The following is a 12,705-nucleotide window of genomic DNA, read 5'->3' as shown; positions in this document are numbered from 1 at the left end:
CGGGATGCGGCTCCCTGCCTGCTCAAAAGGGGGGACGGTTACTCATCCGTAGCGTAGTGGTGGCCCTCCGGATCGGCAGTGCGGCGTTTACCACACCTAGGGTGGCTTGCATGACGCCGCGAGATGCAGCAGACGCGAACAGCAGCCGGTGGTCCGACCTCGAACGCCCGCCCCTCGGCGTGACGGCCCTGCGCCGGGGCCTCGTCCGCGAGGGCGGGCTGTGGTCCGGGATCGAGGTGGTCCAGCGCACCGGCTCCACCAACAGCGACCTGGTGGCGCGGGTCGCGGCCGGGACGGCGGCCGAGGGCGCGGTCCTGGTCGCCGAGGAGCAGACGGCGGGCCGGGGCCGTCTGGACCGCCGCTGGTCGGCGCCGGCCCGCTCGGGGCTGTTCTTCTCCGTGTACCTGCGCCCGGCCGAGGTGCCGGTGGCCCGCTGGGGCTGGCTGCCGCTGCTGACCGGGGTCGCCGTGGCGACGGGCCTGTCCCGGGCGGCCGGCGTCGACACGGCCCTGAAGTGGCCCAACGACCTGCTGGTGACCGTCGGCGGCGAGGAGCGCAAGGCCGGCGGCATTCTCGCGGAGCGGGCCGGCCCCGACGGGGTGGTCGTCGGCGTCGGCGTGAACGTCTCCCTGCGCGCCGGGGAACTGCCCGTGCCGCAGGCCGGCTCCCTCGCGCTGGCCGGAGCGGTCACCACGGACCGGGACCCGCTGCTGCGGGCCGTCCTGCGGTCCCTGGAGGACTGGTACGGGCGCTGGCGCGCGGCCGACGGCGACCCCGGCCCCAGCGGCGTGCAGGAGACGTACGCGGCGGGCTGCGCGACGCTGGGCCGCACGGTGCGGGCGGAGCTGCCCGGGGACCGGTCGGTGGTCGGCGAGGCGATCGCGGTCGACGGCGACGGCCGCCTGGTCCTGGCGACGCCGGACGGCCTGCGGGAGCCGGTGGGCGCGGGCGACATCGTCCACCTGCGGCCGGCCTGATCGACGAGACACCCCCCTGGGGAGCGGGGACAGTGGGACGAGGGCGGCCCTGAACGCGATCGCCGCCCGTTCCGTACCCGACAGCGGGCCACGGCCCCCGCTCCGGCTCTCGGAGTGAGCTGGCGCACACCTGCCGTAGAGTTGAGGCCGGTCGATACCTGACCGCGGTAGATCGGAAGGGCAGCAGGCGTGACCGTCGACGACACGGGCTCGGGCGCGGACGCGCAGCCCGGCGACGCGGGCGAGGACCCGCTCGCACTGCGCCTCGAACAGCTCATCCTGGGCGCCGAGCGCCGCTACACCCCGTTCCAGGCCGCGCGCAGCGCCGGCGTCTCCATGGAACTGGCGTCCCGCTTCTGGCGGGCCATGGGCTTCGCCGACATCGGCCAGGCCCGGGCCCTCACCGAGGCCGACGTCCTGGCCCTGCGCCGGCTCGCCGGCCTCGTCGAGGCGGGACTGCTCAGCGAGGCCATGGCGGTGCAGGTGGCGCGGTCCACGGGGCAGACCACCGCCCGGTTGGCGGAATGGCAGATCGATTCCTTCCTGGAGGGCCTGACCGAGCCCCCCGAGCCGGGCATGACCCGCACCGAGGTGACGTACCCGATCGTCGAGCTGCTCCTGCCCGAACTGGAGGAGTTCCTGGTCTACGTCTGGCGCCGCCAGCTCGCCGCCTCGGCCGGCCGGGTCGTGCAGACCGGCGACGACGAGGAGATGGTCGACCGGCGCCTGGCCGTCGGCTTCGCCGACCTCGTCGGGTTCACCCGGCTGACCCGCCGGATGGAGGAGGAGGAACTGGGCGAGCTGGTCGAGGCGTTCGAGACCACGGCCGCCGACCTCGTCGCCGCGCGGGGCGGGCGCCTGATCAAGACCCTCGGCGACGAGGTGCTCTACGCCGCCGACGACGCCGGCACGGCCGCCGAGATCGGCCTGCGGCTCATCGAGACGATGGCGAACGACGAGACGATGCCCGAGCTGCGCGTCGGGATGGCGTTCGGCACCGTCACCACGCGGATGGGCGACGTCTTCGGGACCACCGTGAACCTCGCCTCCCGGCTCACCTCCATAGCGCCCCGGGACGCGGTGCTGGTGGACAGCGCCTTCGCGGAGGAGCTGATCCGCACCGGGGAGGCGCCCACCTCGGAGGCCGAGGCGGCCGAGGAGGCGGCGGCCGCCGAGAAGGAGGGCGAGGAGCCACCGACGTACCGCTTCGCGCTCCGCCCGATGTGGCAGCGCCCGGTACGAGGCCTGGGCGTGGTCGAGCCGTGGCTGCTCAGCCGACGGGAAGCGGACCCGGAGTAGTCGTACCCGGGAGCAGCGGCGCGTCCAGCAGGTCCACGCACAGCCCGAGCAGCGGCACGCAGAGGCCGGGCTGCCGTGTGGTGGGCGCGGGAGCGGGCGGTGCGGTGCCGGGCGGGGGTGCCGGGGGTGTGGTGGCCGGCGGTGCGGGGGCGTGGCTGGTCGGGGCGGGACCGGCCGGCGGGATGCCGGGCGCGGGGGGTGTCCGGTGCGGGGCGGGAGCCCCGGTGTGCACGGCCGCGCTGCTTCTCGGGACCACGGTGACGGGGGCCGTCCTGCCGCCGGCTGCGGCCGCCGCGCCCGGGGTGGGCCCGCCCAGCGGTGTGGTGGCCGTGGGGGAGGCGGTGGGCCGGGCGGCGACGGTGGCCTCGCCGGTGCGGTCGGGGGCGGCGGGGGTGGCCGAGCGGTGGTCGGTACGGGGTTCGGCCTCCGCCGTGCCGACTCCCCCCACCCCGGACTCCGGGGCGAGCCGCACGAGGCTCAGCACACCGACGGCCACGAGCAGCCCACCGACCGCGAGCAGGGCCTTCCGGTGCCGGGGGCGCCGGTGCCGACCCCGGCCGACGGACGGGTCCGTGGGGGCGGGGGGAGCGGGGGTGCCGGCGCGGGCGCGGGGCGTTGTTGCCGCTCGGGGGGTTCCCTGGGCGGGGAGCGTCGCCGTGCCGCCTCCAGGTCGTGTCCGCAAAGTCCCGTCGTCCGCCCGGAGGGCGGGCCCTGCGGCGTCCGGTGCGTGCTCTCGGCGTGCCGGGCGGACACCCGCGTACTGGCCGTACTCGGGTGTTCGCCCGGTGCGGCGAGAGTGCGTGCCGGGCGTCGGGGGGCTGGGGGTCCCCCCTCTGGGGGAGGGACTTTGCGGACACGGCCTAGGGCCGTCTGCCGGGGGTGCCTTCGGCTGGGCCGGGGTGCCGCCCTCCGACGGGGCGGCCGGGCGCCGGGCCGCTGTCTTCCCTGAGGCCGTGGCCGCCGGGGCCGTGCCCTTGGCGGGAGCCGTCGGGAGCGGCGCCGGGGTCGTGGGCTCGGCCGCGGCGCGGTTGCCCGCCGAAGCGGTGTTCTTGGGCTTCGGGTGAGGGGTCACCGCTCCTCGGGGAGCCGTCATCGACCGGGTCGTGCCCCTGGCCATGGCCATCGGGTGCGGCACCGGTGCCGGGGGTTCGGTCGGGGCGTGGGCTGTCGGCTCGGCGTCCTGCGCGAGCTTCTCCGCTTCCGTTTGGGCGGTGTCCGCCGACCTGGTGCCGGTGGCTGTCGGGACCGGCTCCGGGGCCGGGCTCTCGGCGGTGGGCCGCGGGTCCGTCGCCGCCGTTTCGGCCGGGGTACCCGCCGGCGCCGTGTCCCCGGGCGTCGGGGGCGGCGCCACCGCATTCCGCCGGGCCTGGACGGCCCTGGCTATCGCGGACGCCGCCTGCCCCGCACCCCCGGCCCCGGTCGGCTGAGCCGGTGCGGGTGGGTCCGTGGGCGGCTCGGCGGGCCGCGTCGTCGTGGTCGATGTCGTGGCCGTCGTGTGTGCCGGCGTGTTCGTCATCGTGTTCCCTCCCCGATGCGTTCGCGCCCCCGCGCCCCTCCACGGGACCTGTGCGCCGTGGCGGACGCACGCTATGCGCTCGTGTGGGTGAAGGGTGGGTCTCCGGGGGATTTGTCACTCGAACGGGTAGTCGGTCCCGGGTTCCGGGGCCGCCCGGCGTGTCGGTCTGCTCTTTCCCCCGGCGGGCCGGGCTGCGATGATCGGGCGAGCGGATCAGTTAACCGGCGTTAACCAGGAGGGTGTCATGAGCGAGGAGCGGTTCGGGGAGTTCGTCCTGGTGCGGCGGCACGAGGACGGGCACGTGGCGGAGCTGGCCCTGGATCGGCCGAAGGCCATGAACGCCGTCTCGTCCGGGATGGCCCGCGCGATCGCCGGCGCGTGCACGGCGCTGGGCGAGGACCGGGACGTACGGGTGGTGGTGCTGACGTCGACGCACGAGCGGGCGTTCTGCGTGGGCGCCGACCTGAAGGAGCGCAACTCCCTCAGCGACGCGGAGCTGCTGCGGCAGCGGCCGGTGTCGCGCGCGGCGTACACCGGGGTGCTGGAGCTGCCGGTACCGGTCATCGCGGCGGTGCACGGGTACGCGCTCGGCGGCGGGTTCGAGCTGGCCCTGTCGTGCGACGTCATCGTGGCCGACCGTACGGCCGTGGTGGGCCTGCCGGAGGTGTCCGTGGGCGTGCTCCCCGGCGGCGGCGGGACCCAGCTGCTGCCGCGGCGGGTCGGCGCGGCCCGGGCGGCCGAGCTGGTGTTCACCGCGCGCCGGGTGGAGGCGGCGGAGGCGCGGGAGCTGGGGCTGGTGGACGTGCTGGTGGACGAGGGCCGGGACCGGGAGGAGGCGCTGGCGATGGCCGCCCGCATCGCGGGGAACTCGCCCGTCGGCGTGCGCGCGGCCAAGCGTGCCCTGCGCCTGGGCCAGGGCCTCGACCTGCGGGCCGGCCTGGAGGTGGAGGACGCGGCCTGGCGCACGGTGGCGTTCTCGGGCGACCGCGCGGAGGGCGTCGCGGCGTTCAACGAGAAGCGCAGGCCCCAGTGGCCGGGGGAGTAGGGAGACCGCTCCGGAACGCCCGCGAGGGTGAGGGGTCCCGCGGTTGGTCCATGCGCCACGTCCGCGACCGTTTTCCGTACCTTTCCGCCTGATTGTCCCTAGCCTGGGTGGATGGGTGACGACAGACGGCTCGCCGCCGTGGTGGCGTTGGCGCAGGGGATGGCCGCGGCGCACACGCCCCGGGACTCCTGGCGCGCGGCCGCCCTCGGCGCGTGCCGCGCGCTGGCCGGGACGTTCGCCGCGCTCTCGGTGTGGGAGCGCGAGCTCGGCCTCCTGCGCGTCCTGGTGAACGTCGGTGACCGCGCCGCCGACGAGGAGGAGTTCCCGGAGGACGAGGCGTACCCCGTCCACCGCTTCCCGGAGATCACCGAGTTCCTGCACGAGCGCTGGATCACCGGCGGTGAGCCCAACGCCTGGGTGGAGACCGCGGACGGCGGGGCCGCGGGCGAGCCCGGCTACTGCCACCAGCGCGTGGCGGCGCTGCGGCGCCGGGGCCGGGGGTCCTGCGTGGTCGCCCCGATCGTCCTGCACGGCCGCGCCTGGGGCGAGCTGTACGTCGCCCGCTCCATGGGCACCCCGGTCTTCGACCGCGCCGACGCCGACTTCGCCACCGTGCTCGCCTCCGTGGTCTCCGCCGGCCTCGCCCAGACCGAGCGCCTGGAGGAGGCGCGGCGGCTGGCCTTCACCGACGCCCTGACCGGCCTCGCCAACCGGCGCGCGGTCGACGTGGGCCTGGAGGAGGCGGTGGAGCGCTACCGGCGGGAGGGGACCGTCGTCAGCCTGGTCGTGTGCGACCTCAACGGGCTCAAGCGGGTCAACGACACCCTCGGGCACGCCGTCGGCGACCGGCTGCTGGAGCGGTTCGGGTCGGTGCTGTCGCTGTGCGGGGCGATGCTGCCCGGCGCGCTCGCGGCCCGGCTCGGCGGCGACGAGTTCTGCCTGCTGGCCGTCGGCCCGCCCGCCGACGACGTGGTGAAGGTCGCCGACGAGCTGTGCCGCCGGGCCGGCGAGCTGGAACTGGGCGACGGCGTGGCCTGCGGGGTCGCCTCCACCGGGGACGCGGTCGGCCCCGTGCGCTCCGCCCGCCGGCTGTTCCGGCTGGCGGACGCCGCGCAGTACCGGGCCAAGGCCGAGCACGCGGCGCGGCCCGTGGTCGCCGGCCGCGAGGGCCCCGACGACCCGGTGGTCCGCCTCGCGGACGCGCCGGACACCCCCGACGGCCGGACCGTCGCCGAGCGCCGCCGCTTCCGGGGGCGGCCCTGACCCGGCCCGCGGCCGTCCCGGCAGGGCCGTCCCCCGGACCGGCGTGCGGTGTGACGCAATCGGTAAGGGGTGAACCCCACCCCCACTGGTGACATCCAGGAATTCACTGCGTACGCTCCTGAATATGGATATGCACACTGTGGTGGTGGGGACGTCCGGCGTCACCGCGTCCGACGTCCTCGCCGTGGCACGCGGCGGCGCCCGGGTCGAGCTCTCCGACGAGGCGGTGGCGGCCCTCGCCGCGGCCCGCGAGATCGTGGACGCGCTGGCGGCCAAGCCGGAGCCCGTCTACGGCGTCTCCACCGGGTTCGGCGCCCTGGCCACCCGGCACATCAGCCAGGAGCTGCGCACCCAGCTCCAGCGCAACATCGTCCGCTCGCACGCCGCCGGCATGGGGCCGCGGGTCGAGCGCGAGGTCGTCCGCGCCCTGATGTTCCTGCGGCTGAAGACGGTCTGCTCCGGCCACACCGGCGTACGGCCCGAGGTCGCGCAGACCATGGCGGACCTGCTCAACGCCGGCATCACCCCGGTCGTCCACGAGTACGGCTCGCTCGGCTGCTCCGGCGACCTCGCCCCGCTCTCCCACTGCGCCCTCACGCTGATGGGCGAGGGGGACGCCGAGGGCCCGGACGGCGCCGTACGGCCGGCCGCCGAGCTGCTCGCCGAGCACGGCATCGCCCCCGTCGAGCTGCGCGAGAAGGAGGGCCTGGCCCTGCTCAACGGCACCGACGGCATGCTCGGCATGCTGGTCATGGCCCTCGCCGACCTGGACACCCTCTACACGTCCGCCGACATCACCGCGGCCCTGAGCCTGGAGGCGCTGCTCGGCACCGACAAGGTGCTGGCCCCGGAGCTGCACGCCATCCGGCCGCACCCGGGACAGGGCGCCTCGGCCGCCAACATGCTCGCCGTCCTGAAGGACTCGCAGCTCACCGGGCACCACCAGGACGACGCCCCGCGCGTCCAGGACGCCTACTCCGTGCGCTGCGCCCCGCAGGTCGCCGGCGCCGGCCGGGACACCCTCGCCCACGCCCGCCTGGTCGCCGAGCGCGAGCTGGCCGCCGCCGTCGACAACCCGGTGGTGCTGCCCGACGGGCGTGTGGAGTCCAACGGCAACTTCCACGGCGCCCCGGTCGCCTACGTGCTGGACTTCCTCGCCATCGCGGCCGCCGACCTCGCCTCGATCGCCGAGCGCCGCACCGACCGGCTGCTGGACAAGAACCGCAGCCACGGCCTGCCGCCGTTCCTCGCGGACGACCCGGGCGTCGACTCCGGCCTGATGATCGCCCAGTACACCCAGGCCGCCCTGGTCAGTGAGATGAAGCGGCTCGCCGTCCCCGCGTCGGCGGACTCCATCCCGTCCTCCGCGATGCAGGAGGACCACGTCTCGATGGGCTGGTCGGCGGCGCGCAAGCTGCGCACGGCCGTCGACAACCTCACCCGCGTCCTCGCGATCGAGCTGTACGCCGCCACGCGCGCGGTGGAGCTGCGTGAGGGCCTGACCCCGGCGCCGGCCACCCGGGCCGTCATCGACGCCGTACGCCAGGCGGGGGTCGAGGGTCCCGGGCCGGACCGCTTCCTCGCGCCCGACCTGGCCGCGGCCGACGCCTTCGTGCGTGACGGCCTGCTGGTCGCGGCGGCGGAGAAGGTCACCGGCCCGCTGCGGTGAACGCGCGGGGCCCCCGCGCCGACCCGGCGCGGGGGCCCCGGACGCCGTGCCCCACGGCGTTGTGCGTCCCGCTACGTGAGCTTGGCGATCTGCGCCCGGGTCACGGCCGGCGGGATGGCCGTCGCCTTCCCGCTGGCGAGGGCGGCGAAGTTGACCGTGTAGAACGAGGCGACGGTGCTGCCCTTGCGGACCACCTCGGTGTGGAAGGTGGCCGTGCCCTCGCCGTCCATGTCGACGGACTCGGCGAACGCGACCGACTCGTCGCCCAGGCCCGAGCCCTTCTCCGCGGTCACCTTGGTGACCTTGGACTTCTCGCCGTCGGCGGCCAGGCCGAACCCGCCGGCGCAGGCGCTCACGCCGTCGGAGACCGCCTTCAGGGCCTTCTGGGCGCCGTCGCCCTCGTACGAGGACAGGCCCACGAACGTCAGGTTCACGTTGAAGGCGTCCTCGAGGCCGGCCGCGGGGTCCGACGGGGCCGCGGTGCCCGGGGTCTTGGCCTCGGTGACGGAGTTGCTGGCGTTCGCGGGCGTGTCACCCGGGGCGAGGCCGGCGGTGGCCCAGGCGAGCGGGTCGCAGGCGGCCTTGTCGGTCTTCACCGCGGACTTGGACTTCGGCAGGGTGTCGTCGCCCGAGTCGACCTTGTAGCCCGGGACGTCGCCCTGGGCGAGGAGCAGCTTCTCCAGCGCGGCCGACGTGAGGGCCTCGGCGGCCGGCGTGGGTGACGCGGCCGACGCGCTCGCCCCGCCCGCGTCCTTGCCGGAGTCCCCGGCGTCGTCCGAGGCGTCGGAGCACCCCGTGATCAGGGCGAGTGACAGGACGCCCACAGCTGTCGCGGCGTACAGCCGCGCCCCCGATGATCTCTTCATGGGCGGACTATGAACGTCCTGTCAAAGGTTCGTCAAGTTCTGTCAAAAGCCCAGGCGTTCGCGGCGGACGGAATACACCACGAAGCCGGCGCCCAGCGCGAGCAGGGTCGTCCCGCCCACCACGTAGGGCGTGGTGTCGAAGCTTCCGGTGTCGGCGAGCCGGGTCCCGGTGTCGGACGGCCCGTCGGCGGCGGTGCTGCCCGCGGCGGTGTCCGTGGTGGTGCCGGTGGTGGTGTCCGAGGCCGTGCGGGCGGCGGTGGAGGTGCCCGTGGCCGTGCCCGCGGCGTGCGCCGTGGTGGCCCGGGCATGCGTGCTGACCTGCGTCGACGCGCTCGTGGTCGCCCCCGTGGTGTCCGCCGTCTCCTGGGTGGCGTTGGCGGTCGGGACGAACCAGAGGGCGCACAGCAGCGTCCCCGCGGCGGCGGCGGTCAGCAAAGGACGGCGAGCGGATGACACGGAATATCGATCCCCTTGTGGCGCTGGCGAATTGGCCGTGTGGGGCGATGTTAGTGAAAGCCGCGGGTCACGGGAAAGTCACGGGCGGCGGGAGCCGTACGCTCCGGACCATGAGCACTGAAGAGACATCACGTTTTGTACGGCTTCGGGTGGAGCTGGTGCTGGAGGTGGCGGACGGGGACGCCGTGACCGGGGCGGCCCTGCGGCACCTCGCCGACGACCCGGAGGTGCCCGACGAGGAGCGCACCCAGGCCCAGAGCGCTGTGACGGAAGACACCGCGGAGGCGCTCGCGTACCTCGTCGACCCGTTCGCGCTGGTCAGCGAGGTACCCGGGGTCGAGCTCCAGCAGGCGTCCTGGTCGAGTGAGCGGATCGACTACGACCCGGACTCGCCCGACTGGGACCTCGACGACGATGATGTCCAGGAAGATGAGGACGAGCACGGCAGCGCCGGCATCGGCTGAGCGTTCCGGGGAAATCGTGACCCCGGGCGGCAACCACCGTCCGGGGTTTCGTCGTCTCAAGGGGCGCACGGGCCGACCCCCGCACCACGGGCCACGCGGTGGACCACCACCGCCCGGACGTGGTGTGCCCCACACATACGGTGGATGTGGAACGGGACGAACCGGTCGCGGCGTTGAACTCAGTTACGGGGACCCTCGGGGTTTTTCGGTTATCGGCAACGATGGAGAAGCGTGTGATTGCGAACAGTAAGCGGCGCAAGGGTCTGATGGCCGCGTCCGCACTGCTCGGCGGCATCCTGGTGCTCTCTGGATGTTCGGACGGCGACGCGAGCGCCTCCGGCGACAGCGGCAAGGACACCTCGTCGGCGAACGTCGACGAGGCGGCGGCCCAGAAGACGTCCGAGGCGCAGATCAAGATCACACCCGGGGACGGCACGAACAACGCCTCCATCAACAACTCCGCCTCCGTCACGGTGAGCAAGGGCACGCTCACCGAGGTCACCATGACCACCGCGGACGGCGGCGCCGTGCAGGGCGCGATGTCGGCCGACCGCACCAGCTGGAAGCCCAGCGGCCAGCTGGAGCGCTCGACCACCTACAAGCTGGCGGTCAGCGCCAAGGACTCCGACGGCCGCGTCGCCCACGAGAACGCCTCGTTCACCACCGTCTCCCCGGCCAACAGCTTCATAGGAAGCTTCACGCCGGAGAACGGCTCCACGGTGGGCGTCGGCATGCCGGTGTCGATCAACTTCAACAAGCAGATCACCAACAAGGCCGCCGTCCAGAAGGGCGTCACGGTCACCTCCAGCAGCGGCCAGGAGGTCGCCTGCCACTGGTTCAGCGCCCAGCGCATGGACTGCCGCCCCCAGGACTACTGGCAGGAGAACTCCACCGTCACGCTGAAGCTGGCGCTCGACGGCGTCGAGGGCGCGAGCGGCGTCTACGGCGTGCAGCAGAAGACGGTCACCTTCCACATCGGCCGCAACCAGGTCAGCTACGTCGACGCGAAGACCAAGCAGATGAAGGTCACGCACAACGGCGCAGTCGTCAAGACCATCCCGATCTCGGCCGGCTCGCCCGACAACAAGACGTACGAAGGCATCATGGTCATGTCCGAGAAGTTCAAGGAGACGCGCATGAACGGCGCGACCGTGGGCTTCACCGACGACGACGGCAAGGGCGAGTACGACATCAAGGACGTGCCGCACGCCATCCGGCTGACCAACTCCGGCACCTTCGTGCACGGCAACTACTGGGGCGCCAAGTCCATCTTCGGCAGCGTCAACACCAGCCACGGCTGCGTGGGCCTGTCCGACACCAAGGGCGCCAATGACACCGGCACGCCGGGCTACTGGTTCTTCACCCACTCGATCGTCGGTGACGTCGTCGTCGTGAAGAACACCGGCGACAAGACCGTCGCCCCGGACAACGGCCTCAACGGCTGGAACCTCGACTGGGCGACCTGGAAGGCCGGTTCGGCCGTCTGACGCCCTGACGGCCCGCCCGCCACGCGGCCGGACGCACACACGCCCAGGTGCCGCCCCCTTCGCCGAGGGGGCGGCGCCGCTGCGTCCGGGGCCCGCGCACGGCCTTCTCATCCCGCTCTTATGCGGGCCTTATCGAGTCATCACGCGCCGTCCCTAGCTTTCGGCGCATGTTCTTCACCTACCTGAGGCGCGAACTGCGCCGCCGCAGAAAGGCGGCCCTCGTCGTCGCCTCCGGCCTCGCGCTGGGCATCGCCCTGGTCATCGTGGTCACCTCCGTGTCCTCGGGCATGGGGAAGGCCCAGGACAAGGTCCTCCAGTCGCTCTACGGCCTCGGGACGGACATGACGGTGACCAAGGCCGCCGCGCCCGCGGCCAGTTCGTCCGAGCGGCCCCGCTTCCAGTTCGACGCGCGGGAGGACGGCGACGACTCCGAGCAGAGCAGCGACCGCGTGATGGTCCAGGGCTTCCAGACCCTGGCCGCCTCCACCGTCGCGAAGGTGAGCGCACAGAAGGGCGTCCAGGGCGCGGTCGGCGGACTGAGCCTGCAGGTCCTCAAGGTCAGCGGCCAGTTCACCCGCGGCCAGTTCCAGCAGGACGGCACCGGCGGGCAGCAGGGCGGACCCGGCGGCAACGGCGGCAGCGGCGCCCCCCAGGGCGAGGTGCAGGGCGGCGGCGCGAACTTCGACGTCAACAGCTACTCCGTCTACGGCACCGACGTCACCGAGCCGGCCCTCGGCCCGCTGACCTCCTCGAAGATCACCAGCGGTCGGACGTTCAGGACGACCGAGACCGCCGCCCGGGTGGCCGTGGCCGACTCGGCCTACGCCAAGGAGAAGAAGCTCAAGGTCGGGTCCACCGTCACCGTCAAAGGCGTGAAGTACACGGTCATCGGCGTGGCCACGGCCGACAGCGGCGACGCGGCGGCCAACCTCTACCTCCCGCTGAAGCAGGCCCAGACGCTCGCCGACGCGGCCGACAAGGTCACCACGATCTACGTCCAGGCGACCGACTCGAAGAAGATCGACACCGTCAAGTCCGCGATCCAGAAGAACGTCTCGGGCACCACGGTGACGACCTCCGCCGACCTCGCGGACACCGTCTCCGGCTCGCTGTCCACCGCGTCCTCCCTCGCCACCAGTGTCGGCAGGTGGCTGTCCATCGCCGTGCTGGTCGCCGCGTTCCTGGTGGCCGGGCTGCTCACCTCCGCCGCGGTCTCCCGCCGCGTCCGGGAGTTCGGCACGCTCAAGGCCCTCGGCTGGAAGTCCGGCCGGGTCACCCGCCAGGTGGTCGGCGAGGCCATGGTCAACGGCCTGCTCGGCGGCGCCCTCGGCATCGCCCTCGGCCTCGCCGGCGCCTACGCGGTGACGGCCGTCAGCCCGACCCTCCAGGCCCAGCTGGGCGGCGGGAGCGGGGGGGACGGCGGCCCGGGCGGCGGTCCGGGCGGCGGCTTCGCCGGCCCCGGCCGGCAGGCGGCGGCCAAGACCCTGGACGTCGCCCTGACCGCGCCGGTGAGCGTCACCACGGTGGCGGTCGCGGTCGGTCTCGCGGTGGCCGGCGGCCTGATCGCGGGGGCGTTCGGCGGCTGGCGCGCCTCACGCCTGCGCCCCGCGGACGCGCTGCGCCGCGTCGAGTAGCGCCGTCCCGCGCCGACCCCCCTTCCCCT

At 74.1% G+C, this 12,705-nt stretch carries 11 protein-coding genes; 8 read left to right on the top strand and 3 right to left on the bottom strand.

Translation table 11 applies throughout. The features are described 5' to 3' along the window. Positions 1-110: 110 nt before the first annotated feature. Complete coding sequence (locus AQJ30_RS29330) at positions 111-977, top strand: biotin--[acetyl-CoA-carboxylase] ligase (RefSeq protein WP_067239943.1); 867 nt, start codon at positions 111-113, stop codon at positions 975-977. 189 nt (positions 978-1,166) lie between these two features. Then, a complete protein-coding gene (locus AQJ30_RS29325) occupies positions 1,167-2,276 on the top strand; it encodes an adenylate/guanylate cyclase domain-containing protein (protein WP_067239942.1) in 1,110 nt (369 codons plus the stop codon). Here the strand turns inward: AQJ30_RS29325 and AQJ30_RS29320 are convergent. Next, entirely contained in the window at positions 2,248-2,772 is a 525-nt protein-coding gene (locus tag AQJ30_RS29320; protein ID WP_245727180.1) for a hypothetical protein, read from the bottom strand. The two genes, AQJ30_RS29325 and AQJ30_RS29320, sit on opposite strands and share 29 nt — an antisense overlap. Positions 2,773-4,036: 1,264 nt before the next feature. Between AQJ30_RS29320 and AQJ30_RS29310 the strand changes: the two genes are divergently transcribed. The 3 genes from AQJ30_RS29310 (at position 4,037) to hutH (ending at position 7,769) form a co-directional block, all read left to right on the top strand. After that, on the top strand, positions 4,037-4,837 hold the full coding sequence (locus tag AQJ30_RS29310; protein ID WP_067239937.1) for an enoyl-CoA hydratase/isomerase family protein: 801 nt from the start codon (positions 4,037-4,039) through the stop codon (positions 4,835-4,837). Positions 4,838-4,948: 111 nt separating this feature from the next. Continuing rightward, positions 4,949-6,100: a GGDEF domain-containing protein gene (locus tag AQJ30_RS29305; RefSeq protein WP_067239936.1), complete on the top strand. Its 1,152-nt coding sequence runs from the start codon at positions 4,949-4,951 to the stop codon at positions 6,098-6,100. Between the two features lie 130 nt (positions 6,101-6,230). Then, positions 6,231-7,769, top strand: a complete 1,539-nt coding sequence (gene hutH, locus AQJ30_RS29300; protein WP_067239934.1) for a histidine ammonia-lyase — start codon at positions 6,231-6,233, stop codon at positions 7,767-7,769. Between the two features lie 71 nt (positions 7,770-7,840). Here the strand turns inward: hutH and AQJ30_RS29295 are convergent, their stop codons facing one another. Together AQJ30_RS29295 and AQJ30_RS29290 are read right to left on the bottom strand one after the other, a co-directional pair. After that, positions 7,841-8,635, bottom strand: coding sequence for a hypothetical protein (locus AQJ30_RS29295; RefSeq protein ID WP_067239933.1), 795 nt, complete (start codon positions 8,633-8,635; stop codon positions 7,841-7,843). A 42-nt stretch (positions 8,636-8,677) separates the two neighbouring features. Further along, a complete protein-coding gene (locus AQJ30_RS29290) occupies positions 8,678-9,091 on the bottom strand; it encodes an LPXTG cell wall anchor domain-containing protein (protein ID WP_067239931.1) in 414 nt (137 codons plus the stop codon). 110 nt (positions 9,092-9,201) lie between these two features. Here AQJ30_RS29290 and AQJ30_RS29285 point away from each other — a divergent pair, with 110 nt between their 5' ends. From AQJ30_RS29285 to AQJ30_RS29275, 3 genes are all read left to right on the top strand, one after another. After that, positions 9,202-9,555, top strand: coding sequence for a hypothetical protein (locus AQJ30_RS29285; protein ID WP_067239930.1), 354 nt, complete (start codon positions 9,202-9,204; stop codon positions 9,553-9,555). A gap of 221 nt (positions 9,556-9,776) precedes the next feature. Then, entirely contained in the window at positions 9,777-11,042 is a 1,266-nt protein-coding gene (locus AQJ30_RS29280; RefSeq protein WP_211279130.1) for a L,D-transpeptidase, read from the top strand. 167 nt (positions 11,043-11,209) lie between these two features. Further along, on the top strand, positions 11,210-12,676 hold the full coding sequence (locus AQJ30_RS29275; protein WP_067239926.1) for an ABC transporter permease: 1,467 nt from the start codon (positions 11,210-11,212) through the stop codon (positions 12,674-12,676). Positions 12,677-12,705 lie beyond the last annotated feature (29 nt).

The sequence above is a fragment of the Streptomyces longwoodensis genome (genome assembly GCF_001514125.1).
Classification (GTDB): Bacteria; Actinomycetota; Actinomycetes; order Streptomycetales; family Streptomycetaceae; genus Streptomyces; species Streptomyces longwoodensis.
Note: the sequence above shows the minus strand (reverse complement) of the source record. Positions and strands in the feature narration are given on the sequence as shown.